The sequence below is a fragment of the Knoellia sp. 3-2P3 genome, from assembly GCF_029223115.1.
GTDB lineage: Bacteria > Actinomycetota > Actinomycetes > Actinomycetales > Dermatophilaceae > Pedococcus_A.
On the sequence record NZ_JARGZE010000002.1, the window covers coordinates 794,492 to 818,256 of the forward strand.

Genomic DNA, 23,765 nt, shown 5'->3' on the forward strand with positions numbered 1-23,765 from the left:
CCGTGACCCTGGCCCAGCGGCAGCAACCCGGGCGGCGTCCGAGGTCTCAGCCGCACTTCGCTGGGTCATGACAGACCATCTCCCCTTGGTCGGGTCCACGCCCCCCATCGAGCATGCGCCCGGCGGCGCGGACCCGGAATAGCCCGACCGGGCCCACGCGGTGCCATCCGGAACGCATCGCCGGGGTATGCCTGCAGCAGGGACGAAGGAGATCGCCCTGCCACAGCCCAAGCGGCCAGTCTCCGCGGTCCCGGCTCGGCCCCCGACAGCGTCACCAACCGGTGCGGCTCAGCGGGTCCGGTAGCGCGCGTAGATCAGCCCGCTGCTGAAGGCACGCTCCTCGACCAGCTCGAGATCGAGGCGCACTCCGCCGGGGAAGAACCGCTTGCCGCCGCCGACCACGCTCGTGGTGATGAACAGGTGGTACTCGTCCACCAGGCCGGCCGCGATCGCCTGGGCCGCGAGGTTCGGGCCGTCGACGGTGAGGTCATGATCAGCCTCGGCTTTGAGCTCGCGCACCGCGTCCGGGTCGAACGCCCGCACGATCTTGGTCTTCTCGCTCGACACCGACGCCAGCGTCGTCGAGTACACGATCTTCTCCGCTGCCTGCCAGTCGCGCGCGTACTGCAGGATGTGCGGCGGCACGTCGGGCAGTGTGTGCGCGGTCTCCCAGTAGACCATCGTCTCGTACATGCGTCGGCCGTAGAGGTACGTGCCGACGGGACGGAAGAGGTCGCCGATGAAGGTGTGCACCTCCGGGTCCTCGGCCCCGAAGCCGAGGTCACCCTCCGCCGCCTCGGCGTAGCCGTCGAGCGAGGTGATCATCGAGTAGATGAGCTTTGCCATGCGTCTCCCCCGGGTACGAGCGCGTCAGTCTGCCAGCGGTCCTGCAGGCTTCGACCTCCGAACGACCCGGAACTCATCGTTGCCCGGCCACTAGCTCTGGCCACACCGTCATCCCCCGGAGTGACCGAGCCCTGCACTCCCAGTGCATCGAGCAGCGGCCTGAGGCCGCGCTCAGATGGTATCCCTCAGGCCCCGCCCACCCGTTAATGGCACGAGCACTCCTGGCCCCGCTACGTTGCCGCAATGAGTGGTGACGATGACCGTGGGCGCATGGTTCGGCAGCTCTGGACCCACATCCGGTCGCTCAACGCCGAGAACGTCAGGAACTACCCAGCCGCCGCGCGAGCCATCGACAGCGGCGCGAGCCCCGAAGACGTCGTGCTTGCCATGGCGGCAGCGAGCTACGAGGCGACGTTCAACACCCTCTTTCTTCTGCCGGCGAGGAAGACTTCGCAGCCCTTGCCGAGTCTGGCGCGGCGAACATGCTCCACGAGGACTTGCTCAGCGCCGACCCGACCGGTCGAGAGGGCCGGGACCTGTTCCGCTGACCATGCTCGGTCATGCCGCGATGCTCGGTCATGCCGCGATCCTCGATCGGGCCGCCATCTTGCGGTGCAGGACCCAAGAGACCTACGACTCCGGGCTGACCAGTCCAGGGCTTGACGAGACGTCGGGCCGACGAAGCGTCACACCGCATGGAGAAGGCGCCAAACCGCCGAGAAGTGGACGTCCTGCCGCGGTGCGGGTGGGCGTGGTGCGGGTGGGCACGCCGCAAGCCTCACGATCGCGATGGTGTTGATCTCAGACGTTGACATTGAAGCCGAGGTCGTAGTCACTGGCTGCCTGCCCACCGTTGAGACCCCAGTTCTCTGGATCGCTCTCTCGCAGCAGGATCGACACACCGTCGCGCGGGATTCCAACCAGCTCCAGACGTTCCACGATCTCGCGGTAGAGCTCGCGCTTTGCCTCTATGGAACGACCCGTGAAGCAGTCGATGGTGACGCGCGTGTAGTGGTCAGACCGCCCGGCCTCGAGGCCGTTGACCATGCGGTGTGGCTCATAGGAGATGAGCCGGATGTAGCGGTCCTCGTTGGGGATCTTGAAGGCCGCGACCAGGCTCGCATGGACGGCGTCGATGATGGCAACCTCCTCGTCCGGGGTGTAGGGCCGGCGAACTTCGATCAGCGAACTGGGCATGCCCCAACGAATAGCAGCCTCGGACACCCGCGGGTGCCATCGCGGTCTGGGCACCTGTGCCACCTTGCGGCAGGTGGCACCGCGGCGGTGCCGCGTTCCAGTGGGATGAGATCGGCTGCTCAGAGGTTCTGAAACGCTCCGTTGCCGCGAACAGGAGAGGGACGTGCCGTGACCGGGAACGGTGGGTTGGTCCCAGGAACGATGGTCGAGTGGCACCATCCACGTCATGGGTCGTCACGGTCGCACCGATGTGATCTTCTCGGGCGTCGTCAAGCACCGACTGGTCGTTGGAATCGGGGCGCTGGGTGCGCTCGGAATGCTGGTCAGCGCCTGGAGCCACAGGGGTGACGGCGAAAGTGGGCTGCTGTGGCTCGGAATGGGGGTGTTCACGGCCTCGGCGACCATCATCGTCGGCAGCCTCAGCATCGGCCCCAGACCGCTGCGCAGCTTCGGTGTTGGCGCGTGGCTGCTCGTGATGGCAGGTGGCGCCCTCATGGTGTGGCTGGGCAGGGACGCGTTCGACTCGACCAAGCCGCGCTACGTGGTCCTCCCGCCGTTCATGTTGTTCCTGGCGATCGTCCTCGTCCCACTCGCGCTGTGGATGATGATCTGGCGCCCTGAGCAGAACTGGGAGAAGGAGCTGCGCTCCGAGCGTGAGAGGGACCAGCTCGAGCGAGACGCACGCTGAGATCGCGGCGCCCATCGACCAGGCATCGCAGAGGACGCGGCCCGTGACGTCACGAAATGGCAGTCGTGTCCTCACGTCGCCAGCGGCGAACGGTCACCACGCCCAGCACGATCATGGCGATCAAGATGAGCACCGACTGCCAACGGGGACCGGGCGGGTCCGGATCGCGCAACCAGAGCAGGTTGAGGACGAACATGGCGGCATACGGGAGGACAACCACCCCTCGCCACGTCCACCTCACGGAGGGATGGTACGCCCACCGGAGGTGGCGGAAGCTGCACAGCGAAGCCGCGATCCGCGCCTGGCGCTGGTGGCTCTGTTCGTCCTCGGTGGGTGCAGTGGCTCCTTCAGCACGTCCGGCGGTGAAGAGGCACGTTCGGTAGCGGGGAGCATGATGCCGGGCAACCGGAAGGACCGGGTGTCCCCGCAAACGGCGGGCAGGTCGACGCCGTCACCATCACCATCGGCACCCCGCAGCCGGCTCGTTCAGGGACGACCCACGACCTGCCGCACCAGACGAGCGATCTCGACGTCCTCGCGGGCCTCCACGACTGCCACCGCCACCGAGCTCTCAGGAGCGTGAACCAGCGCGTCGAGCTCGGGGGCCTCGTTGTCTGACAACGAGATCCGCGCGCCTGTGAAGCCCAACCCGGCGACGGCCCGGGCCCGGATCGAGGCCGCGTTCTCCCCCACCCCACCGGTGAAGGTGATGGCGTCGACGCCACCGAGCGACGCGACCATCGCACCCATCTCACGCACCAGGCGGTGCACGTAGACGTCGAGGGCCGCGGAGGCCTCATCGTCACCCGCCTCGGCCCTCGAGAGCACCTCCGCCTGATCCGAGCTGCCGGCCAGGGCCTTCACCCCCGACTCGTGCTCCAGCGCCTCGTTCACCTCGTCTGCCGACAGCCCGCCCTCGCGCAGCAGCCACAGCACCATGCCGGGGTCCACCGTCCCCGACCGCGTCGCCATCACCAGTCCCTCGAGCGGCGTGAACCCCATCGTCGTGTCGACACTGCGACCGCCCGCCACCGCGCACAGCGACGCACCCGCCCCGAGGTGGCACGTCACGATCCTCAGTGAGGAGAGCGGCCGCTCCAGCAGGTCCGCGGTGCGCTGCGCGGCATACGCGTGCGACAGCCCGTGGAAGCCGAACCGGCGCAACGGCCACCGCTCCCGCCACGCCGCCGGCACGGCATACGTCGAAGCGGCCGCGGGCAGGGTGCCGTGGAAGGCCGTGTCGAAGCACGCCACCGAGGGCACGTCGCCGAACGCCTTGCGGGCGGCGTCGATCCCGGCCAGCGCCCGCGGCTGGTGCAGCGGCGCCAGCGAGGTGAGCGCCTCGATCTGCGACCGCACGGCATCGTCCACCACCACGGGGTCGGTCATCTCAGCGCCGTGGACCACCCGGTGGCCGATCGCGTCGAAGGCCCAGTCCCCCGCCACCGAGTGCAGCACCGAGGCGTCGCCGTCGTCCCAGTGGTCGATCTCGTGCTTCTCGACGATGGAGTCCGACTCGTCGAGGACGCTCAGCTTCAGGCTCGACGACCCGGCGTTGACGACCAGCACCCGGCCGACCGTCATGACGCGGGCCACGTCCAGTCGCGCACCTCCGGCATGTCCTCCCCGTGCTCGCGCACGTAGCGGTGGTGGCTCGAGCGCTTGTCCGCCATCTGCTGCCTCACCACCGCAGCCCTCGTCGCGAGGCCCGGCACACGGTCGATGACGTCCATGACGAGCTTGAAGCGGTCCATGTCGTTCATCACCACCATGTCGAACGGCGTTGTGGTGGTGCCCTCCTCCTTGTAGCCGCGCACGTGCAGGTTGTCGTGGTTGGTGCGCCGGTAGGTCAGGCGGTGGATCAGCCAGGGATAGCCGTGGTAGGCGAAGATGATCGGCTTGTCGGAGGTGAAGATCGCGTCGAACTCGGCGTCCGGCAGCCCGTGCGGGTGCTCGCTCGCCGACTGGAGCTTCATGAGGTCGACCACGTTCACGACCCGCACGCGCAGGTCCGGCAGGTACTGACGCAACAGGTCTGCCGCCGCCAGCGTCTCCAGCGTCGGCACGTCCCCGGCGCACGCCAGCACGACCTCGGGGGACCCCTCGTCGTTGCTCGCCCAGTCCCAGACGCCGATGCCGCGGGTGCAGTGGGCTGCCGCGTCTTCGACCGTGAGCCAGTTGGGCTGCATCTGCTTGCCGGCCACGACGACGTTGACGTAGTCGCGGCTGCGCAGGCAGTGGTCGGCCACCGACAGGAGGCAGTTGCCGTCCGGCGGCAGGTAGACCCGGATGACCTCTGCCTTCTTGTTGACCACGTGGTCGATGAACCCCGGGTCCTGGTGCGAGAAGCCGTTGTGGTCCTGCCGCCAGACGTGCGAGGTGAGCAGGTAGTTCAGCGACGGGATCGAGGCCCGCCACTCGATCCCCTGCGTGGTCTTCAGCCACTTGGCGTGCTGGTTGAACATCGAGTCGATGATGTGGATGAACGCCTCGTAGCAGCTGAACAGGCCGTGCCGCCCGGTCAGCAGGTAGCCCTCGAGCCACCCCTGGCACAGGTGCTCGGACAGCACCTCCATGACCCGCCCGTCCGGGGCGAGGTGCTCGTCGGTCGGCAGCACATCGGCGTTCCACGTCTTGTTGGTCACCTCGAAGACGGCCGAGAGCCGGTTCGAGGCGGTCTCGTCCGGGCCGAACAGCCGGAAGTTGCTCATGTTGCGGCGCATCACCTCGGCGAGGAACCCGCCGAGCACCCGCGTCGCTTCGGCCTCGCTGCCACCCGGTCGGGGCACCTCCACCCCGAAGTCGCGGAAGTCCGGCAGGTCGAGGTCGACCGTCAGCCGGCCACCGTTGGCGTGCGGGTTGGCGCCCATCCGGCGCTCCCCCTTCGGCGCCCAGTCCTGCAGCAGCTGCACCGGCCGGCCGTCGGCGTCGAACAGCTCCTCGGGCCGGTAGCTGCGCAGCCAGCCCTCGAGCACCTCCATGTGCTCGGCGTTCCCGCGCACCGACGCCAGCGGCACCTGGTGCGAGCGCCAGGTGCCCTGCACCTGCACGCCGTCGACCTTGTCCGGCCCGGTCCAGCCCTTGGGCGTCTTCAGGACGATCATCGGCCACAGCACCTCGGGGTCGCCCGGCGTCGGCGTCGAGCCGTCCTCCGAGCGGGCCTGCTGCTGGATGGCGCGGATCTCGTCGAGCACCGTGTCGAGGGTCGCCGCCATGTCGTGGTGCACCCGGGTCGGGTCGTCGCCCTCGACGAGGTAGGGCTTCCACCCACACCCCTCGAGCAGCTTCGCTAGGGCGTCGTCACCGATGCGAGAAAGCACCGTGGGGTTCGCGATCTTGTAGCCGTTGAGGTGCAGGATCGGCAGCACCGCACCGTCGCGTGCCGCGTCGAGGAACCGCGTCGACTGCCACGACGTCGCGAGCGCACCGGTCTCGGCCTCGCCGTCACCGACCACGCAGGTCACGACGAGGTCGGGGTTGTCGAAGGCGGCGCCGAACGCGTGGGCCAGCGAGTACCCGAGCTCGCCGCCCTCGTGGATCGAGCCGGGCAGCTCGGGCGCCACGTGGCTCGGGATGCCACCGGGGAACGAGAACTGGCGGAACAGCCGCTGCATCCCGCGCACGTCCTGGCGGATCGAGGGGTAGGCGTCGCTGTAGCTGCCCTCGAGCCAGGCGTTCGACGCGATCGCCGGGCCGCCGTGCCCCGGGCCGATGATGTAGATCATGTCGAGGTCGCGCTCCCGGATGACCCGGTTGCAGTGCGCGTAGATGAGGTTCAGGCCGGGCGTGGTGCCCCAGTGCCCCAGCAGCCGCGGCTTGATGTGCTCGGTCGCGAGCGGCTCCTTCAGCAGCGGGTTGTCGAGCAGGTAGATCTGCCCGACGGACAGGTAGTTGGTCGCCCGGAAGTACGCGTCGACCCCCTCCAGCGCCTTCTCGTCGAGTGCCACCCCGTGCTCGCCTGCCGTGACTTTGCGCATCACCGCTCCTCACCCACCCCCGGCACCGCGCGGTCGCGCGACGCCGTATGCCGTGCACGCCCACCCTGTCAGGGGTCACCGCGCGGGGCCACAGGACTTCCGACCCGTCCGCATTTGTCCGGGACGGTGACGTTCCTGCGGCTCGCCTGTTTGGATGGGGGCATGGCCATCGAAGGTGAGTACGTCCCGAGCCCGCGCGGCTGGGTCCGCAAGCAGGTCGAGACGATCGAGGCGGAGGGCACCACCCGCGCGGTGCACATCATGAACCGCCCCGTCGTGCTGCTGACGATGTTGGGAGTGTCGGGCAAGGTGCGGAAGGTGCCGCTCATGCGCGTCGAGCACGAGGGCGTGTATGCCGCCGTGGCCAGCCAGGGCGGCGCGCCGGAGCACCCGAAGTGGTACGCCAACCTCCGCAAGAACCCGGTGATCGACCTCCAGGACGACACGAGGACGTGGACCGCCCGGGCCCGGGAGATCCACGGCGCCGAGCGTGAGGAGTGGTGGCAGCGCTGCGTCGAGGCCTACCCGCCGTACGCGGAGTACCAGGAGAAGACCGACCGGGTGATCCCCGTGCTGCTGCTCGAGCCCCACCCGGAGGACGAGGCGCAGAGCCCCTCCCACCGGCGATGAGCGCGGCCGGTGGGCAAGGAGGCCGGCGACGAGGTCACCGTGCAGCTCCTCGAGCAGCTCAGCGGGTCGGCTGCCGCGTCCGGTTGAGCCACCACAGACCGAGGACCGGCAGCACCAGCGGCACGTAGCCGTAGCCGGACCCGAAGTGCGACCACACCGTCTTGTCGGGGAACGCCTCGGGCACGACGTAGGACGCCAGCCCGACGACGAGCACCCCGACCAGCTCGATGAGGATCGCCGCCAGGGCGACCCGCCAGGAGGTGCGGCTCCCACGGGCCAGTGCCACGGTGGCCACGATGTAGACCACGGCCGCCAGCGCCGAGAGCAGGTAGGCCACGGGTGCTCGCGAGAAGTACTCGCTGATCTGCAGCACCGAGCGACCGGTCGCGGCCAGGGCCAGCACGGCATACACCGCCACCAGCACGACCCCGGGACCCGACCGCGTGCTCGTGCCGGCCTCAGCCATGGAGGTCCCAGATCTGCTGCAGGCGGCCGGTCATGATCGCGACCGCGAAGGCGCCCGCGGCGATGACGCCCATCGCCCAGCGGGTCTTCTCCTTGATCGCGAGCAACGCGACGGCCGGCGGGATGAAGGGCAGCGTCAGCCCGTATGCCGCGTACGTCGCCTTCTCGGCGCCGCCCCCGCCCACGTCGCCCACGGTCACGAGAACCACCGCGGCCTGGACCAGCAGGCCGAGCTCGAGCAGGCCCGCGACGAGCAGCAGCCGGTCGTCGATGAGCCGGTCACGCCATGCGTACCAGCCGGCCATCACGGCGAGGACTGCCGAGACGGCGTAGATGGCGACGGTCAGGGGGAACAGCACGCGGGCAAGGCTATCCGGCACCGGTCTGCGCAGCGGTGGCCGGGCAGCAGACCCGGTCGCAGGCCCAGGCGGCCGGCGGATTCAGGCCGAGGGCTGGGCCTCGTCGAGGGTGTCGCGCAGCGCCTCGAGCAGGATGTCGATCTCCTCCTCAGTCGCGACCAGCGGGGGTGCGAGCCGGATCGTCGACCCGTGGGTGTCCTTGGCCAGCACCCCGCGCTCGAGCAGGCCCTCGCAGAGCTCGCGCCCGCTGAGCAGCGCGGGGTCGACGTCGACCCCGGCCCACAAGCCGCGCACCCGGATGCCGACCACGCCCTGGCCCACGAGCTCGCGCAGGCCGGCCTCCAGCCGCTGCCCCAGCACCGACGCGCGCTGCTGGTACTCCCCCGTCTGCAGCATGGCGACCACCTCGCTGCCCACGGCTGCTGCCAGCGGGTTGCCGCCGAAGGTCGAGCCGTGGCTGCCCGGCGTGATGACGCCGAGCACCTCGGCGTCGGCCGCGATCGCCGAGACCGGGTAGAGGCCGCCGCCGAGCGCCTTGCCGAGGATGTAGATGTCGGGGGCGACGTCCTCGTGGTCGCACGCGAACGTCGTGCCGGCGCGACCGAGGCCCGACTGCACCTCGTCGGCGACCATGAGGATGTCGCGCTCACGGCACAGGGTCCGCAGGTCCCGGAGGAAGCCGTCCGGCGGGATGATGACGCCACCCTCACCCTGCACCGGCTCGAAGAGCACGGCGACCGTGGTCTCGTCGACCGCGTTGGCGATGGCGTCGATGTCGCCGTACTTCACGCGGGGGAACCCGGGCGTGAACGGGCCGTAGTCGGCGGTCGCCACGTGGTCGGTCGAGAAGCTGATGATCGTGGTGGTCCGGCCGTGGAAGTTGCCGTCCATGGTGATGATGCTGGCCTGGTCGGCGGGGACACCCTTGACCTGGTAGCCCCACCTGCGGCTGACCTTGATCGCGGTCTCGACGGCCTCGGCCCCGGTGTTCATCGGGAGCACCATGTCCTTGCCGCACAGTGACGCGAGGTCGCGCGCGAAGGGCCCGAACTGGTCGTTGTAGAACGCCCGGCTGGTCAGGGTGAGCTTCTGGAGCTGCTCGGCCGCCCGGGCGACCAGCCGCGGGTGGCAGTGCCCGAAGTTGAGGGCCGAGTAGCCGGCCAGGCAGTCGAGGTAGCGCTGGCCCTCCACGTCGGTGACCCAGCAGCCCTCGCCCTTCTCGAGGACCACGGGCAGCGGGTGGTAGTTGTGCGCGGCGTAGCGTTCGGTGAGCTCGATGTGCTCAGCCGACGAGTGCCTCACGGCTCAGCCCACCGGACGCTCGAACGTGACGAGCACACCCTCCGTGCCACCGGGCCCCACCCGGCCCTTGACCTCGGCCGAGGTCATGGCCTTGACCCGCCAGCCCTGGGACGCCCACTCGTTGAGCACCTTCTCGAGCTTGTCGGCGGACATCTTCCCCCCGATGAGGCCTTCGCGAAGCTGCACGACCTTGTACTCGTATCGCATGAGCCGACAGTAACCGCCGTCGGCGCACGCCGCCCGGGCCTTTAGGACTGTCGGCCAGCGACCCGCCGCGCGCCGCGCCGAAGACAGCCACGCCCCTGACATGCCGGAGGCCCCGCCGGCGTCGGCGGGGTGTGGGGCGGGGTCGTCAGAGGTGCCAGGTGACGTGGGTGGCGGTGATGGTGCAGGTCAGGTCGCGGTCGTGGACCAGGGTGTGGTGCCGCCCGCAGAGCAGGGCGGTGTTCGCCAGCGCCGTGTCGCCCCCTGCCCACCAGGGGACGCCGTGGTGGGCGTCGCACCACTGGGCCGGCACGGTGCAGCCGGGGTAGGTGCAGCCGCCGTCGCGCACCTAGGCGGCCAGCCGGATGGCCGGGGGGACCAGGCGTTTGCGGCGGCCGACGTCGAGCAGCTCGCTGCGGGTGCCGAGCACGGCGGGGATCAGGTCGGCGTCGCAGGCCAGGCGGCGCACGGTGCCGGCGGTGAGGAGCTCCTGGCCGAGGGTGAGCCCGGCTCCGCGGGCGGCGCCGGTGAGCTGCTCCAGGCTCAGGGTGACCACGAGGGCGGCTTTGCTGGTCTTGGGGGCCTTCCCGGGTGAGGAGACGCCGCGGCCGATGACGGCCAGCAGGGCGTCGGCGCGGCGGGCGGCCGGGGTGCGCAGGTCGGGGTCGTCCTTGGCGGGCCGGGGCCGGGCGAGCGGGTCGATGGCGGCGTCGAGGATGGCCGCCCCCTCGGGGTCCAGGAGCAGCCGGTAGCTGGTCATCCCGGCCGGGCCGGGGGACTTGAACAGTGAGCGTGCGGCCCGGCGGCGTTCCTCGAGGTGCTCGGCGTCGCGCTCGGGCCGCAGCAGCGCGGCCGCGTGCCGGGATCGCGATGGCCAGCTGCTTCTCGGTCAGCGCCGGGACGGCCTGGAGGAGGGTGGCGGTGTCGGCGGCCAGCTGCTCGGGGTCGGCCACCGGCGCGGCGGCCTGGTGGAACCGGGCCAGCTGCGCGGCCTTCGGAAGGCTGATCGCACCGGACTCGAGGCCGGCCGCCAGGTCGGCCAGCCGGGGGTCGCGGCACGCGTCGGCGACGACCTGCAGGGTGCCGGCGTGCCCGGCCGACATGCCGGGCGCCGCCTGGGTGGACCAGTCGACCCCGGACCAGCCCTGCTCGCTGCCCAGCCCGCGGGTGCGGGCCTCGGCGACCACGGAGACCTGCTGTGCCTCCGCGGAGGCCCGGACCCGCTCGAGGTGGCCCAGGGCCTCGGCGACCTCGGCGTCCGACAGCGCCCACAGCTGCCCGGCCTGCCCACCGGCCTGCGCCCCGGCCAGCGCGGCGCCCGCGGCCCGGGCCGCGGACAGCACCGGCCGCGAGCCGAACGCCGACGAAGTAGCAGGAGTGAACATGCAGACAACCCTAGGAGAGACCACCGACAACCCAACTGATCAGAGGGCAACGGAATCTGTTGCAGCACAGCGTGATTCGACGGCATACTCGCAACTCCGGGGCAACCCGGGCACCCACCGCCTGTGGACAACGTGACGACAGGCGCCACCCCTGTGGACGACCGCATCGAGAGACAGTCTCCGGACTCGCCTGCCTGCCCCGCCGACTCGTCCGATACTCGTGGTTGGACCCGACTGCGAGAGGAGGAGTTGACCGTGGGCGCCGACGACGTCGCACTGGCCCGGCTCAGCGCGGCCGAGCTCGTGGCCGGGTACGCACGGGGCGACTTCTCCCCTGTCGAGGTGCTGTCGGCCGTGCAGCACGTCATCGACCGACGCGAGCCCGAGCTCAACGCCCTGTGGAGTCCCGACCCCGAAGGCGCGCTGGAGGCGGCGCGCGCCGCCGAGGACCGTTGGCGGACAGGTGCACCCCGAGGCGCGATCGACGGCGTCCCCACGACCGTGAAGGAGAACCTCGCCCGCGCCGGCGTCCCGATGCCGCTCGGCTGCGCCGGGGTCGAGCCGACTGTGCCGGAGGCGAACTCGCCCGCGGTCGACCGGATCCTGGAGGCTGGCGGCGTCATCCTCGGCTCCACCGTGATGCCCGACTGGGGCATGCTCTCCTCCGGCGTGTCCAGCCTGCACGGCATCACCCGCAGCCCGTGGGACCCCCGGTGGACCTCCGGCGGCTCGTCCTCGGGAGCCGGCGCCGCCGCGGCCGCCGGTTACGGCCCACTGCACGTCGGCACCGACATCGGCGGCTCCATCCGCCTGCCCGGCACCTGGCTCGGGCTCGCCACCCTCAAGCCGAGCGCCGGCCGGGTGCCCCTCGACACCCCCTTCCTCGGGCGGGCAGCCGGGCCGATCACGCGCACGGTCGACGACGCGGCCCGGCTGCTCGGCGTCCTCAGCGGGCCGGACCCGCGCGACTTCACCAGCCTGCCGCCGCAGCGCCTGGCCCTCGACGAGACGGACCTCGAGCTCGACGTGCGCGGCCTGCGCCTGGCCCTGCACCTCGACGCCGGGTGCGGCACACCGGCCGAGCCCGAGGTGGTCGCCGCCATCGAGCGAGCAGCAGCCCTCTTCGAGGAGGCCGGTGCGGTCGTCGAGCCGCTCGCACCCTTCATGGACGACGCGCTGCTCGCTGACCTCGACCTGTTCTGGCGGGTCCGTTCCTGGGTCGACTACTCCGCGCTGCCTGACGAGCGCAGGCGCAGGGTGCTGCCGTTCATCGTGCAGTGGGTGCACGGCGGCGCCGACGTCTCGGGCGCGCGCGTCATGGAGTGCTACCGCAGCACCATGACCATCCAGCAGCGCACCGTCGCGGCCACCCTGGGGTTCGACGGGGTGCTCTCCCCCGTGGCGCCGGGCCCGGCCTTCCCAGCCGAGTGGCCGATGCCGTTCGGCAACGAGGACGCGGGGATGGTGCACATCGGGTTCACGGCGCCCTACAACCTCTCGGGACAGCCCGCCGGCACGGTCAACTGCGGCTTCACCGAGGACGGCCGGGCCATCGGGCTGCAGGTCGCCGGACGGCGCTTCGACGACGTCGGCGTCCTGCGGGTGCTGCGGTGGTACGAGCGGAACCGGCCGGAGGGCGCGCGCCCGCGCTGGCCCATCACCGCGTAGGCGAGCCCGCGGCATACCGCTGCTGTTGTCGCCGCGCAGGCCGCTGACCTGCGCGTTAGTGTCCGGTCATGGCCAGGCTGCGCACCGTCTCCCCCAACTCGAGGGGCTGGACCCGCCGACGCGCGGGCAAGGGTTTCGTCTACCTCGACAGCGACGGGCAGCGACTGCCGGAGGAGGACGTCGAGCGCATCCGTGCCCTGGCCATCCCGCCGGCCTGGAAGGACGTGTGGATCTGCCCCTTCCCCAGCGGCCACATCCAGGCGGTCGGCACCGACGACGCGGGTCGACGGCAGTACCTCTACCACCCCGACTGGCGGATCAAGCGCGACAAGATGAAGTTCGACCGGGTGAGCGAGGCGGCGCGCAAGCTGCCCGACGCCCGCCGGCAGGTGCTCGAGCACCTCGGCCTCGACGGCATGCCGCTGGAGCGGGCGAGTGCGGCGGCGGTGCGACTGCTCGACCTCGGCTACTTCCGCATCGGCAGCGACAGCTACGCCGACGCGAACGGCTCGTTCGGGCTCACGACGCTGGAGAAGCGCCACGTGCGCGCCCGGGGCGGCAAGCTCGTCTTCTGCTTCACCGGCAAGTCGGGCATCGAGCACTGCGTCGAGATCGACGACGCCGACGTCATGGCCGCGCTGGAGCGGATGCGCAAACGGCGCGGTGGCGGCGATCGCCTTCTGGCATACCAGAACTCACGTCGTTGGAGCAGCCTCGACGCCGCCCTGGTCAACACCTACCTGCGCGAGCTCCTCGCCGGCGACCTGACCGCCAAGGACTTCCGCACCTGGCACGCCACGGTCATCGCGGCGACCGCCCTGGCGATGTCGGAGGAGCCCGGCGACACCAAGCGCTCCCGCCAGCGAGCCATCAAGGCCGCGGTGCAGGAGGTCTCGGACTACCTCGGCAACACCCCCACCATCGCCAAGAACTCCTACATCGACCCCCGCGTCATCGACCTCTACGAGGACGGCACCACGATCGCGCACGTCGCGCGCAAGGTGCACGAGACCCCCGACGTGCGCCAGGCCGAGCTGGAGAAGGCCGTGCTGGAGATGCTCGCGGCCGACGGGTCGGAGGCTGCGGCGCGGGCGGTGCGCAGCCGGGCGCGGAAGACCTCGCCTCGGAGCGCGGTCACCGGCGCTCGGGGCTGAGGGTATGCCGCGTGCCCACTGCCGCGGTCAGGCCGGCTTCAGCCGCTGGCCGAGGAACGCGAGGACCCGGTCGACGGCCACCTGGCTGCGGTGCACGGTCAGCGTCGCGTGGTCCATCCGGCCGCCCGGGCACAGGTCGACCCGGAGGAACCCGTCACCGAGCTCGCGCTGGAGGGTGTCGAAGCGGGTGCCGGTGGCCCGGTCACCGTCGTAGCGGACCCCGAGGACCGGGCAGCCTTGCGCCACACGGGTTTTCACGGAGGCCAGGTCTGTCGGGCTCAGGTTGAGGTCGCCCCTCCGACGCCGTCCGACGGGAAACGGCGTCGACGGCTGCGCGACCACCGGGGCGGCCACCGACGGGTCGACCATGGCCGCGAGCGCGAAGCCACCGGTGAAGCACATGCCCACGACGCCCACGCCCGGGCCACCAGTTTCCTGGTGCAGGTGGCGGGCCAGGCTGCGCAGCCAGCCGGCCACAGGTGCCGTCTCGCCCACCGCGAGCTTGGTGAACTCGCTGCTGACGCAGACCCGTGGGATCACACGCAGCACCTCCCCCACCGTGCCCGGCGCACCGGGGGTGCCGAACAGGCTCGGCAGCGCGACCGTGAAGCCCGCGTCCACCACCTCGTCGGCGAACGCGACCACGTCCGGGGTCAGTCCCGGCAGCTCGTGGATGACGATGACACCCGGACCCTCACCACGCCGGTAGATCGGGTGGCTGCGGCCGTCCGCGGTGTGCTCGCCCTCGACCCAGCCCTGCAGGGCCGGGGTGGCCGTCACCGCGCCCGGCCCCGGTCGAGGTCGTCGAAGGGAGCGCAGTAACCCGACACCTGGGTGGCCCCACCGGCGGCGTGCGCGAGGTTGCGGAACGCGAGAGCCGTGGCCACGTCGTCGCCCCGCTCGGCGGCCCGGTCGAAGGCCTGGCACAGGCCGTAGGCGGCGGGCACGTTGGTGCCCCGGCCCGCCGCCGAGGTCGGCGGTGCGGACACGGCGGGTCGTGGCTGCGGCCGCTCGGTCGACAGCGGGAGCACCCCGGTGAGGGCGGCGGCCGCCGCCCCTCCCGCCACCAGTGCGGCCGAGGCGAGCGCGACGGCGACCCGCACCCAGTGGGGGCGCTGCCTCCCTGCGGTCGCCTGCGCACCCAGGCGGCGGCGGGTGAGGTGGACGACCGTCGGCGAGTCGCTCGGCTCGACCGGGTCGGGGCCGGTGCGCCGGCCCGCCTCGTCGCCGACGTCGCGGTGCCCCCGGAAGGGCAGCAGGGTCCCGCCACTCTCAGGCGACAGCGAGCGGACGTTCACGTGCCCGAGTATCCATGGTCGGCAGGGGCCACTGGGTCTTTATGCCGCGTTTTGGGCCGGGCCGCCGTCCGTGCGCTCAGGCCCGTTCCGGCACCGCCATCTCGCCCAGACGCGACCACTCGGTACCCGGGGCGGTGACGTTGACGATGTGCGGGGTCTCGGCGAGGTATGCCGGCAGCTGCGCCGTCGCCTTCTGGAAGTGCGCTGACTGCACGTGGGCGGCACCCGCGGCGTCGTCACGGAAGGCCTCGACCAGCACGTACACGTTCGGGTCGTCCAGGCTGCGCGACCAGTCGAACCACAGGCAGCCCTCCTCCCCCCGGGTCGCCTCGGTGAACTCACGGCTGAGCTCGGGCCAGGCCTCGGCGTGCTCGGGCAGGACGGGGAACTTGGCGGTGATGAAGATCAACGAGGCACTCCTTCGCGGGTGGTCACGGTTGCCCCATGCTGCCACCGCCACCGCCACGCACGGCGGAGGGCCGGCAGCTGCGGCGGCGCGCACGGACGGTTCGGCCGGGTCCGCACGGACGGTGCGGCGTGGGTATGCCGGCGTGCGCCCGGCATACCCACGTCCGTCCGTGTCAGGAGGCGCGGCGGGATCCCAGCCCGCGCACCTCCGGCGCCCCGAGCCGGGCAGCGTCGGCCGTCTGGTCGTCCGGCTCCTTCTGCGACTGCAGCTCGGCCTCGACCCGGGCCAGGTAGTGCTCGACCTCGTCGTCGACCCTCGCCGCGTCCCAGCCGAGGACCGGGGCGACCAGCTCGGCGACGTGCCGTGCCGAGGACTGGCCACGGTCGAACGTCTCGATCGAGATCCGGGTCCGCCGCGTGAGGACGTCGTCGAGGTGGAGCGCCCCCTCGGCCAGCGCCGCGTAGTACGCCTCGACCCGCAGGTACTCCGGAGCGCCCTCGATGGGCTCGCCGAGGTCGCGGTTCTCTGCGATGAGCTCGAGGAGCTCGTCGGTCAGCGTCCCGTAGCGGCGCAGGAGGTGCTCCACCCACGCGACGTGGATGCCGGCCCGGTCGGCCCTCGCCTGCCGCTGGTTCCACGCGGCGTGGAAGCCGTCGGCCCCGACGATCGGCACCGAGTCGGTGCACGACTTGGGCACCTTCCACGGCAGCGCGTGCGCCACGACGTCGACCGCATCCTTGGCCATGACCCGGTACGTCGTGTACTTGCCGCCGGCGACCATGACGAGGCCGGCCACCGGGCTGACGACGGCGTGCTCGCGGGAGAGCTGGCTGGTCGCCTCCGACTCCCCGGCGAGCAGCGGCCGCAGGCCCGCGTAGACGCCGGTGATGTCGTCGTGCGTCAGCGGCGTGGCCAGCAGCCGGTTGGCGTGGTCGAGCAGGTACTCGATGTCGCTCCGGCTGGCCGCCGGGTGCGCGAGGTCGAGGTGCCAGTCGGTGTCGGTGGTGCCGATGATCCAGTGCGTGTCCCACGGGATGATGAACAGCACGCTCTTCTCGGTGCGGCTGATGATCCCCGTGCTGGCGTGGATCCGGTCGCGGGGCACGAGGATGTGCACGCCCTTGGAGGCACGCACGTTGAACTGCCCCCGCCCGCCGACCATCTCCTGGATCTCGTCGGTCCACACGCCGGCCGCGTTGATCGTCGACTTCGCCCTGACCTTGTGCGTGTGGCCCGTCTCGAGGTCCTCCACCTCGGCGCCCACCACCCGGTCGCCCTCCCGGAGGAACCCGACGACTCGGGCGCTGGTCGCACACAGGGCGCCGTACCGGGCCGCCGTGCGCGCGATCATCATGGTGTGCCGCGCGTCGTCGACCTGGCCGTCGTAGTACTGCACGGCTCCGACCAGCGCGTCCTTGCGCAGCGACGGAAACGCCCGCAGCGCCTGCCTCCTCGTCATGTGGCGGTGGCCCGGCACACCGTGCCGGCCGCCCATGGTGTCGTAGAGGAGGATGCCGCTGCCGACGTACGGCCGCTCCCAGACCCGGTGCTGCAGGGGGTAGATGAACGGCACGGGACGCGCCAGGTGCGGGGCCAGGCGGTTGAGGATGAGCGACCGCTCGTGCAGGGCCTCGCGGACGAGCGTGAAGTTGAGCTGCTCGAGGTAGCGCAACCCGCCGTGGATCAGCTTGCTCGAGCGGCTCGACGTGCCCGCCGCGTAGTCCCGTGCCTCGACCAGCCCGACCCGCAGGCCGCGGGTGACGGCGTCGAGGGCCGCCCCGGCACCGGTGACACCGCCACCGATGACCAGGACGTCGAGCTCCTCGGCGGCCATGCCCTCCAGCGCCTGCTCCCGGCTCTGCCGGTCGAGTCGGGCCACCTCTGCGGGCATGGTCAGACCTCCACCCAGTCGAGCGTGCGCTCCACAGCCTTGCGCCAGCCGCGGTAGCCCTCCTCGCGCTGGTCGTCGTTCCACTCCGGCGTCCAGCGCTTGCTCTCGTTCCAGTTCTCTCGCAGGTCCTCCGGGTCCTCCCAGAACCCGGTGGCGAGTCCGGCGGCGTACGCGGCGCCGAGCGCGGTCGTCTCCGCGACCACGGGGCGGCTGACCGGCACGCCGAGGACGTCGGCCTGGATCTGCATGCACAGGTCGTTGGCGGTGACGCCACCGTCGACCTTGAGCACCTCGAGCTTGACCCCGGAGTCCTTCTCCATGGCGTCGGCCACGTCGCGGCTCTGGTAGCAGATCGCCTCGAGCGTGGCCCTCGCCAGGTGCGCGTTGGTGTTGAAGCGCGACAGGCCGACGATGGCGCCGCGCGCGTCCGAGCGCCAGTAGGGCGCGAACAGACCAGAGAAGGCGGGCACGAAGTACATGCCGCCGTTGTCCTTGACCTGCCGGGCCAGCGACTCGCTCTGCGACGCGCCCGAGATGATGCCGAGCTGGTCGCGCAGCCACTGCACGGCGGACCCGGTCACCGCGATCGATCCCTCGAGCGCGTAGATGGGCTTGGCGTCACCGAACTGGTAGCAGACGGTGGTGAGCAGGCCGTTCTCGGAACGGACCAGTTCCTCACCGGTGTTGAGCAGCAGGAAGTTCCCCGTGCCGTAGGTGTTCTTCGCCTCCCCGGCCGCCAGGCAGACCTGCCCGACCATGGCCGCCTGCTGGTCGCCGAGCGCTGCGGCGAGCGGCACCGTACCGCCGAGGGGGCCGTTCTCGAGCGTCTCGCCGTAGAGGCGGGGGTCGGAGGAGGGCCGGATCTCGGGCATCATCTGCCGCGGGATGCCGAAGATCTTCAGCAGCTCGTCGTCCCAGTCGAGGGTCTCGAGATCCATGAGCATGGTGCGGCTGGCGTTGGTGACGTCGGTGACGTGCACCCCCCCGCGGGTGCCGCCGGTGAGGTTCCACAGCAGCCAGCTGTCCGTGTTGCCGAAGATGGCCTCGCCCTTCTCGGCCGCCTCGCGAACACCGTCGACGTTCTCGAGGATCCACTGGATCTTGCCACCGGAGAAGTAGGTTGCCGGGGGCAGGCCGGCCTTGCGCCGGATGAGGTCTCCGCGCTCGTCACGGTCGAGCGCCGCGGCGATCTTGTCGGTGCGGGTGTCCTGCCACACGATCGCGTTGTAGTACGGCCGGCCGGTTCGCTTGTTCCACACCACCGTGGTCTCGCGCTGGTTGGTGATGCCGAGGGCTGCGAGGTCGGAGGGGCCGAGCTCCTTGCTGTTCATGACGGTCTGCAGCACCGAACTGGTGCGGTCCCAGATCTCCACGGGGTTGTGCTCGACCCAGCCCGGGTTGGGCATGACCTGCTCGTGCTCGAGCTGGTGGCGGGCCACCTCGTTGCCACCGTGGTCGAAGATCATGAACCGCGTGCTGGTGGTGCCCTGGTCGACGGCGCCGACGAAATCTGCCATGACGTGCTCCTTGCTCTGGGTGTTCGGGACGTGCTTGTGATGGGGTTGGTCAGCTGACCGACGACTCCTTCGCGTGCGGGTTGGGCCCCCCGGTGGGGACCTCGCCGACCTCTTGCTCCTCCTCCACCGGCGGGAGGAACTTCTCGATGAGGAAGACGTATGCCGCCGAGCCGAGCAGGCCGCCCACGATCGGGCCGACGATCGGCACCCAGAAGTACAAGGCGCCGTTCTGGTCCTCGAACGCGGTCTCGTAGCCCGTGAGGAAGGACGCCAGGCGTGGCCCGAAGTCACGGGCAGGGTTGATGGCGTAGCCGGCGTTGGTGCCCCAGGCCATGCCGATGGCGACCACGATGAGGCCGACGATGAACGGTGCCATCCAGGCGACGGGCGCGCTGTTGCGGGTGTCGGTGACCGCGAGGATCAGGAACAGCAGGATCGCGGTGCCGACGACCTGGTCGAGGAGCGCGGTCCCCTGGCTGATGTCCAGGGTCCCGTTGCCCGGAAGCGTCGAGAAGATGCCCTGGGTGGCAATGGTGTGGTCCGGGTCGACGAGGTTGATGGCCTCGGCGTAGACGAGCCGGACGATGAGGGCCGCGGTGAAGGCGCCGGCGACCTGCGCCAGCGAGTAGGGCAGCACCTTGCGCCACTCGAAGTCACGGAAGACGGCGAGGGCGATGGTCACTGCGGGGTTGAGGTGGGCGCCGCTGATGCGTGCTGCGGTGTAGACGCCGAACACCACGCCGAGCCCCCAGGCCCAGGCGATGGAGTCGTGGTCACCGAAGGCACCCTCGCTGGTGACGACCTGGGCCACCACCGCCGTGCCGAGGATGATGAGGATGAGGGTCCCGATGAACTCGGCGATGAGCTCGCCGACGAGCGTTCGTCTTCCGAGCGCTGCCATGTCAGTACTCCTTTGTACGAGTGGCTCTGCTGTGTGCGAAGTGCGCTGCTGTGTGAAGTGCTCTGTTGTGTGAAGTGCTGGTGCTGCGTTGGCCCTGCCGGCCACACCTGTGGCTGGTTCGAGCCTCGCCCGTGATCGGCGATCGTGCATCCGGAGGGGCTCTCGGCGACCGTAGGCCGCTCCCCTGCACCCGGACAACGACCGGCGTTCGACATCGTCGAACGCCTCCACGTTTGACAATGTCGAACGCCGTGGGACGGTGGGGCCATGCCCGGGTCTGTGCAGTCGGTGGAGCGTGCCGCAGCGATCGTGCGCCTGCTCGCCGCCGAGAGCGAGCCGCTCGGCCTGGCCCAGATCTCCGGGGCCCTCGGGCTCGCCAAGCCGACCGCCCACGGCCTGCTGCGGACGCTGTGCGAGGTCGAGTTCGTGGACAAGGACGAGGTGACGGGTCTCTACCGCGTCGGGCGCGACCTGCTCCAGCTGGGGTCCACGCAGCTCGACGTCAACGAGCTGCGCTCACGGGCGATCAACTGGACCGACGCGCTGGCGGCCCGCACCGGCGAGTCCGCGCGGGTGGCCATGTTCCGCGGCGGCGCGGGGGTGATCGCCCACCACGTGTTCCGGGTCGCGGCCGGCCACCAGACCCTGGACACGGGGGCGACGATCGCGCTGCATGCGACGGCACTCGGCAAGGTGCTCATCGCCTTCGATCCCGGGGCGGCGCGCAGCGTGCTGGACGGGCCGCTCGAGGCCCTGACCAGCCGCACCCTCACGGATCGTCCCGCCCTCATCCGCCAGCTCGCCGACGTCCGCGACGCCGGCTACGCCGTCGCCGTCGAGGAGTCGGAGCGGGGCCAGGCGGGCATCGCCGCCCCCATCCGCGACCGCGGCGGCTATGTCGTGGCAGCTGTCGGCGTCACCGGCCCGGTCGACTCCCTCTGCGACGGGCGCGGGCACCCGCGCGCCGCCCTCGCCGACGACGTGCTGTGGGCCGCCCGGGCGATCTCCCGCGAGTTCGGGCACGGCCGCTCGTGACCGACCGCTACGTCGCCGCCCTCGACCAGGGGACGACATCGACCCGGTGCCTGCTGTTCGACCGCCAGGGGCGGCTCGTCTCGCTCGCCCAGCGGCAGCACCACCAGCACTTCCCCCGCCCGGGCTGGGTCGAGCACGACGCCGCGGAGATCTGGGACATCGTCCAGCGCCTCATCCCCGAGGCGCTCGACAACGCCGGCGCCTCCCCCCAGCAGGTGGTGGCCCTGGGCGTGACGAACCAGCGGGAGACCACCGTGGTGTGGGACCGCCGCACGGGGGAACCGGTGTCCCCGGCGATCGTGTGGCAGGACACCCGGACGGCCCCGCTCGTCCAGGAGGTCTGTGCGGACCTCGGTGCGGAGACGATCTTCGAGCGCACCGGTCTTCCTGCGGCGACCTACTTCTCCGGCCCCAAGCTCCGGTGGGTCCTCGACAGCGCGCCGGGCCTGCGCGAGCGGGCCGAGCGCGGCGACCTGCTGTTCGGCACCATGGACACCTGGCTGCTGTGGAACCTCACCGGTGGCGTCGGGGGCGGCCTGCACGTCACCGACGTGACCAATGCCAGCCGCACGATGCTCATGGACCTGCGCACCCTGGAGTGGGACCAGCAGCTGCTCGACTGCATGGGCGTCCCCGCGGTGATGCTGCCGCAGATCCGCCCGTCGATGGCCCACCTCGCGCACACCCGCAGCCCCGTGCCCGGCATCCCGGTGACGGCGGTCATCGGCGACCAGCAGGCGTCCCTCTTCGGGCAGACGGCGTTCGAGCCGGGCGAGGCCAAGTGCACCTTCGGCACCGGCAGCTTCCTGCTCCTCAACACCGGCACCGACATCGCCCGCTCCCGGCACGGACTCATCACCACGGTCGCGCACAAGGCCGACGGCGAGCCGGCCGTCTACGCCCTCGAGGGGTCGGTCGCGATCGCCGGCGCCCTGGTCGAGTGGTGCCGCGAGAGCCTGGGCCTCATCCGCTCCCCTGCGGAGATCGAGACGCTGGCGATGACGGTCGAGGACAACGGCGGCTGCTTCGTCGTCCCGGCGTTCTCCGGCCTGTACGCGCCCCGCTGGGAGACCAAGGCCCAAGGCATCGTCGCAGGGCTCACGTCCTACATCACCAAGGGGCACATCGCGCGGGCGGTGCTCGAGGCGACCGCCCTGCAGATCAGCGAGGTCGCGCGCGCCATGAACCTCGACGTCGACGTGCCGCTGAGCAGCCTGGCGGTCGACGGTGGCATGACCGCCAACAACCTGCTCATGCAGGCCGTTGCCGACTTCGTCGACGTGCCGGTCGTGCGGCCGATGATGGCCGAGACCGTTGCCCTCGGGGCGGCCTACGCGGCCGGGCTGGTGGCGGGCTACTGGCCGGACCGCCAAGTTCTCAAGCGTCAGTGGCACAAGGCCGCCGAGTGGCACCCGCGGATGGAGCCGGCGGTGCGGCAGCACCACTTCGAGCGCTGGGACCGCGCCGTCGAGCTCTCCATCGCCTGGGGCGCCCCACCGTCGACCGCGAGCTGACCGATGGTGGGACGCCTCGTGAGGCGCCCTGTGGCAGGACTCAGCTGCACATGCCGTCGCGCGGCTCGCACCAGCTCCAGCCGGTGAAGGCCGTGGTCTTCCGGTTGGCGCCGCGCAGGTTCTGGCCGATGTGGACGTGGTCGCGGTGCGCGATGGTGTCGTTGCTCGTCGGGCAGGCGCCGTAGGGCCGCAGGCCCTCGCTCGCCCGCTCCGCCGTCCAGATCTTGCAGTTCCAGATGATCTCCTGGACCCCGAACCGCTTGGCCAGGGCGTACTTGTTGCCCTTGGTGTCGGCGCGCAGGAACGCCGCGACGAGGGAGTCGCCGGCCGCCTTGTCCTTCTCGTTGTGGACGGACAGGCGGTGGTCGTAGGCGCGGCCGCCGGCGTGCAGGCTGTAGCTGCTGCTGCCGGAGACGGTGCGGCAGTTGTAGATGCCGGCGCTCTCGCCACGCGGCCACCAGTACTCGATGTAGTTGGCCAGCCGCTCGGTGCCTGCGGCCGGGCCGCCCGAGCACTGCGTGACCGACGCGGAGCCGAGCTTGTCCGGCCGTGGGTTCCCGTGGTGGATCTTCACCTTCGGGTTCACGCTGCCCGGCCGCGCGGCCGGCTTCACCGTCACGTAGTGCGGCTCGGACGCGACCGCGACCGCGGACGGCACTGCCACCGCGGTCGCTGCGAGCAGGCCGATCCCGATGCGGCGAATCCTGTTGCTGTTCATGGCTTTCCCCTCGTCTGCTGAGCCCGGCTGACCGCCGATGGCCCGGTTTGTCCTCTTCTGCGGGCGGGGAAAGCGTCGTGGCGCAGGGGCCGCACCGGCAATGGGGAGCACTCCCCCGCCGGTCACTGGCCGACCGCGGCGTGCCACCCCTGGCGGGACGCCGGAGCGATCTCAGCAGGCAGCAGTCAGGGGTCCGGGCAGCGCGAAGACGCCCTCGCTGGTGGCGAGGTGGAAGCCGAGCAGCCGGACCCCGGAGGCAGCGCAGCAGTCGATGGCCTGCTGGTGCCACTCTCGGTCGAGGTCGTTCGGTGCACCCCCGCCGCGACGGCCGCGGCCGACGAGCACTGAGCCGCCCTCCTCGGCGACGGCCGGCAGGAAGAGGTCGAGGAGCTGGCGCAGGACGGTGCACTCGGCGTCGGCTGGCACGTCGGCCAGCACGACGGGCTGGACGCCGCGGTCCTGGCCGTCGCAGAGCATGAGCCCGATGCTGCCCCGGGACCGCGCATCGTCACCGATGATGAGGTCGATGACGTCGCCGGCAAGCCGCGAGTCGGTCAGCGGGAGGTTCCGGATGTCAGGTGGCAGGTCCTTGAAGGTCATGCGGGCA

At 71.1% G+C, this 23,765-nt stretch carries 25 protein-coding genes; 6 read left to right on the top strand and 19 right to left on the bottom strand.

Translation table 11 applies throughout. The features are described from left to right. Positions 1–288 precede the first annotated feature (288 nt). A complete protein-coding gene (locus tag P0Y31_RS09215) occupies positions 289–846 on the bottom strand; it encodes a dihydrofolate reductase family protein (RefSeq protein ID WP_275868516.1) in 558 nt (185 codons plus the stop codon). An 801-nt stretch (positions 847–1,647) separates the two neighbouring features. Next, positions 1,648–2,043, bottom strand: coding sequence for a tautomerase family protein (locus P0Y31_RS09220; protein WP_275868517.1), 396 nt, complete (start codon positions 2,041–2,043; stop codon positions 1,648–1,650). 226 nt (positions 2,044–2,269) lie between these two features. On the opposite strand from P0Y31_RS09220, the gene P0Y31_RS09225 reads away from it, so the two are divergent. Next, positions 2,270–2,731, top strand: a complete 462-nt coding sequence (locus P0Y31_RS09225) for a hypothetical protein (RefSeq protein WP_275868518.1) — start codon at positions 2,270–2,272, stop codon at positions 2,729–2,731. 49 nt (positions 2,732–2,780) lie between these two features. Here the strand turns inward: P0Y31_RS09225 and P0Y31_RS09230 are convergent, their stop codons facing one another. The 3 genes from P0Y31_RS09230 to P0Y31_RS09240 form a co-directional block, all read right to left on the bottom strand. Beyond that, positions 2,781–2,927, bottom strand: coding sequence for a hypothetical protein (locus tag P0Y31_RS09230; RefSeq protein WP_275868519.1), 147 nt, complete (start codon positions 2,925–2,927; stop codon positions 2,781–2,783). A gap of 290 nt (positions 2,928–3,217) precedes the next feature. Further along, on the bottom strand, positions 3,218–4,327 hold the full coding sequence (locus tag P0Y31_RS09235; RefSeq protein ID WP_275868521.1) for an acetate/propionate family kinase: 1,110 nt from the start codon (positions 4,325–4,327) through the stop codon (positions 3,218–3,220). Beyond that, positions 4,312–6,708, bottom strand: a complete 2,397-nt coding sequence (locus tag P0Y31_RS09240) for a phosphoketolase family protein (protein WP_275868523.1) — start codon at positions 6,706–6,708, stop codon at positions 4,312–4,314. Before P0Y31_RS09240 ends, P0Y31_RS09235 begins: the two co-directional genes overlap by 16 nt. Before the next feature lie 162 nt (positions 6,709–6,870). Here P0Y31_RS09240 and P0Y31_RS09245 point away from each other — a divergent pair, with 162 nt between their 5' ends. Further along, complete coding sequence (locus P0Y31_RS09245) at positions 6,871–7,338, top strand: nitroreductase family deazaflavin-dependent oxidoreductase (RefSeq protein WP_275868526.1); 468 nt, start codon at positions 6,871–6,873, stop codon at positions 7,336–7,338. Positions 7,339–7,396: 58 nt separating this feature from the next. On the opposite strand, the gene P0Y31_RS09250 is transcribed toward P0Y31_RS09245, so the two are convergent. The 6 genes from P0Y31_RS09250 to P0Y31_RS09275 form a co-directional block, all read right to left on the bottom strand. Further along, a complete protein-coding gene (locus P0Y31_RS09250) occupies positions 7,397–7,804 on the bottom strand; it encodes a hypothetical protein (protein WP_275868529.1) in 408 nt (135 codons plus the stop codon). After that, positions 7,797–8,162 (bottom strand): hypothetical protein, encoded by a 366-nt coding sequence (locus P0Y31_RS09255; RefSeq protein ID WP_275868531.1) that lies wholly within the window; start codon positions 8,160–8,162, stop codon positions 7,797–7,799. Before P0Y31_RS09255 ends, P0Y31_RS09250 begins: the two co-directional genes overlap by 8 nt. 81 nt (positions 8,163–8,243) lie before the next feature. Further along, the gene (rocD, locus tag P0Y31_RS09260) at positions 8,244–9,464 is read right to left on the bottom strand and encodes an ornithine--oxo-acid transaminase (RefSeq protein ID WP_275868533.1); all 1,221 of its coding nucleotides are present in this window, start codon (positions 9,462–9,464) and stop codon (positions 8,244–8,246) included. A gap of 3 nt (positions 9,465–9,467) precedes the next feature. Further along, a complete protein-coding gene (locus tag P0Y31_RS09265) occupies positions 9,468–9,671 on the bottom strand; it encodes a DUF4177 domain-containing protein (protein ID WP_275868536.1) in 204 nt (67 codons plus the stop codon). 145 nt (positions 9,672–9,816) lie between these two features. After that, positions 9,817–10,017 (bottom strand): HNH endonuclease signature motif containing protein, encoded by a 201-nt coding sequence (locus tag P0Y31_RS09270; protein ID WP_275868539.1) that lies wholly within the window; start codon positions 10,015–10,017, stop codon positions 9,817–9,819. Then, entirely contained in the window at positions 10,018–10,515 is a 498-nt protein-coding gene (locus tag P0Y31_RS09275) for a DUF222 domain-containing protein (protein WP_275868943.1), read from the bottom strand. A 793-nt stretch (positions 10,516–11,308) separates the two neighbouring features. Here P0Y31_RS09275 and P0Y31_RS09280 point away from each other — a divergent pair. Further along, complete coding sequence (locus P0Y31_RS09280) at positions 11,309–12,721, top strand: amidase (RefSeq protein WP_275868542.1); 1,413 nt, start codon at positions 11,309–11,311, stop codon at positions 12,719–12,721. A gap of 68 nt (positions 12,722–12,789) precedes the next feature. Next, complete coding sequence (locus tag P0Y31_RS09285; RefSeq protein WP_275868544.1) at positions 12,790–13,875, top strand: DNA topoisomerase IB; 1,086 nt, start codon at positions 12,790–12,792, stop codon at positions 13,873–13,875. A gap of 27 nt (positions 13,876–13,902) precedes the next feature. Here the strand turns inward: P0Y31_RS09285 and P0Y31_RS09290 are convergent, their stop codons facing one another. From P0Y31_RS09290 to P0Y31_RS09315, 6 genes are all read right to left on the bottom strand, one after another. Further along, the gene (locus P0Y31_RS09290; protein ID WP_275868546.1) at positions 13,903–14,655 is read right to left on the bottom strand and encodes a dienelactone hydrolase family protein; all 753 of its coding nucleotides are present in this window, start codon (positions 14,653–14,655) and stop codon (positions 13,903–13,905) included. Beyond that, positions 14,652–15,173, bottom strand: coding sequence for a hypothetical protein (locus P0Y31_RS09295; RefSeq protein ID WP_275868548.1), 522 nt, complete (start codon positions 15,171–15,173; stop codon positions 14,652–14,654). The genes P0Y31_RS09290 and P0Y31_RS09295 overlap by 4 nt, the downstream gene beginning before the upstream one ends. Positions 15,174–15,249: 76 nt before the next feature. Then, entirely contained in the window at positions 15,250–15,582 is a 333-nt protein-coding gene (locus P0Y31_RS09300; RefSeq protein WP_275868550.1) for a putative quinol monooxygenase, read from the bottom strand. 172 nt (positions 15,583–15,754) lie between these two features. Further along, positions 15,755–17,416 (bottom strand): glycerol-3-phosphate dehydrogenase, encoded by a 1,662-nt coding sequence (gene glpD / locus P0Y31_RS09305; protein ID WP_275868945.1) that lies wholly within the window; start codon positions 17,414–17,416, stop codon positions 15,755–15,757. 59 nt (positions 17,417–17,475) lie between these two features. Then, positions 17,476–18,990 carry a glycerol kinase GlpK gene (gene glpK / locus P0Y31_RS09310; protein WP_275868553.1) on the bottom strand — a complete coding sequence of 505 codons (1,515 nt, stop codon included), beginning with the start codon at positions 18,988–18,990 and terminating at the stop codon, positions 17,476–17,478. A 49-nt stretch (positions 18,991–19,039) separates the two neighbouring features. Further along, positions 19,040–19,891, bottom strand: coding sequence for an MIP/aquaporin family protein (locus P0Y31_RS09315; protein ID WP_275868555.1), 852 nt, complete (start codon positions 19,889–19,891; stop codon positions 19,040–19,042). 267 nt (positions 19,892–20,158) lie between these two features. Between P0Y31_RS09315 and P0Y31_RS09320 the strand changes: the two genes are divergently transcribed. After that, positions 20,159–20,926, top strand: coding sequence for an IclR family transcriptional regulator (locus P0Y31_RS09320; protein ID WP_275868557.1), 768 nt, complete (start codon positions 20,159–20,161; stop codon positions 20,924–20,926). Beyond that, on the top strand, positions 20,923–22,440 hold the full coding sequence (glpK, locus tag P0Y31_RS09325) for a glycerol kinase GlpK (protein ID WP_275868559.1): 1,518 nt from the start codon (positions 20,923–20,925) through the stop codon (positions 22,438–22,440). Before P0Y31_RS09320 ends, glpK (P0Y31_RS09325) begins: the two co-directional genes overlap by 4 nt. 40 nt (positions 22,441–22,480) lie before the next feature. Here the strand turns inward: glpK (P0Y31_RS09325) and P0Y31_RS09330 are convergent, their stop codons facing one another. Together P0Y31_RS09330 and P0Y31_RS09335 are read right to left on the bottom strand one after the other, a co-directional pair. Next, positions 22,481–23,158, bottom strand: coding sequence for a hypothetical protein (locus P0Y31_RS09330; RefSeq protein ID WP_275868561.1), 678 nt, complete (start codon positions 23,156–23,158; stop codon positions 22,481–22,483). 171 nt (positions 23,159–23,329) lie between these two features. Continuing rightward, the gene (locus P0Y31_RS09335; RefSeq protein WP_275868563.1) at positions 23,330–23,758 is read right to left on the bottom strand and encodes a hypothetical protein; all 429 of its coding nucleotides are present in this window, start codon (positions 23,756–23,758) and stop codon (positions 23,330–23,332) included. Between the last annotated feature and the right edge of the window lie 7 nt (positions 23,759–23,765).

Excerpts from the sequence above, each read along its gene's own strand:
- P0Y31_RS09215 (WP_275868516.1), bottom strand. The coding sequence starts at position 846 with ATGGCAAAGCTCATCTACTCGATGATCACCTCGCTCGACGGCTACGCC.
- P0Y31_RS09220 (WP_275868517.1), bottom strand. The coding sequence starts at position 2,043 with ATGCCCAGTTCGCTGATCGAAGTTCGCCGGCCCTACACCCCGGACGAG.
- P0Y31_RS09225 (WP_275868518.1), top strand. The coding sequence starts at position 2,270 with ATGGGTCGTCACGGTCGCACCGATGTGATCTTCTCGGGCGTCGTCAAG.
- P0Y31_RS09230 (WP_275868519.1), bottom strand. The coding sequence starts at position 2,927 with ATGTTCGTCCTCAACCTGCTCTGGTTGCGCGATCCGGACCCGCCCGGT.
- P0Y31_RS09240 (WP_275868523.1), bottom strand. The coding sequence starts at position 6,708 with ATGCGCAAAGTCACGGCAGGCGAGCACGGGGTGGCACTCGACGAGAAG.
- P0Y31_RS09245 (WP_275868526.1), top strand. The coding sequence starts at position 6,871 with ATGGCCATCGAAGGTGAGTACGTCCCGAGCCCGCGCGGCTGGGTCCGC.
- P0Y31_RS09250 (WP_275868529.1), bottom strand. The coding sequence starts at position 7,804 with ATGGCTGAGGCCGGCACGAGCACGCGGTCGGGTCCCGGGGTCGTGCTG.
- P0Y31_RS09265 (WP_275868536.1), bottom strand. The coding sequence starts at position 9,671 with ATGCGATACGAGTACAAGGTCGTGCAGCTTCGCGAAGGCCTCATCGGG.
- P0Y31_RS09285 (WP_275868544.1), top strand. The coding sequence starts at position 12,790 with ATGGCCAGGCTGCGCACCGTCTCCCCCAACTCGAGGGGCTGGACCCGC.
- glpD (WP_275868945.1), bottom strand. The coding sequence starts at position 17,416 with ATGGCCGCCGAGGAGCTCGACGTCCTGGTCATCGGTGGCGGTGTCACC.
- glpK (WP_275868553.1), bottom strand. The coding sequence starts at position 18,990 with ATGGCAGATTTCGTCGGCGCCGTCGACCAGGGCACCACCAGCACGCGG.
- P0Y31_RS09315 (WP_275868555.1), bottom strand. The coding sequence starts at position 19,891 with ATGGCAGCGCTCGGAAGACGAACGCTCGTCGGCGAGCTCATCGCCGAG.
- P0Y31_RS09320 (WP_275868557.1), top strand. The coding sequence starts at position 20,159 with ATGCCCGGGTCTGTGCAGTCGGTGGAGCGTGCCGCAGCGATCGTGCGC.
- P0Y31_RS09330 (WP_275868561.1), bottom strand. The coding sequence starts at position 23,158 with ATGAACAGCAACAGGATTCGCCGCATCGGGATCGGCCTGCTCGCAGCG.
- P0Y31_RS09335 (WP_275868563.1), bottom strand. The coding sequence starts at position 23,758 with ATGACCTTCAAGGACCTGCCACCTGACATCCGGAACCTCCCGCTGACC.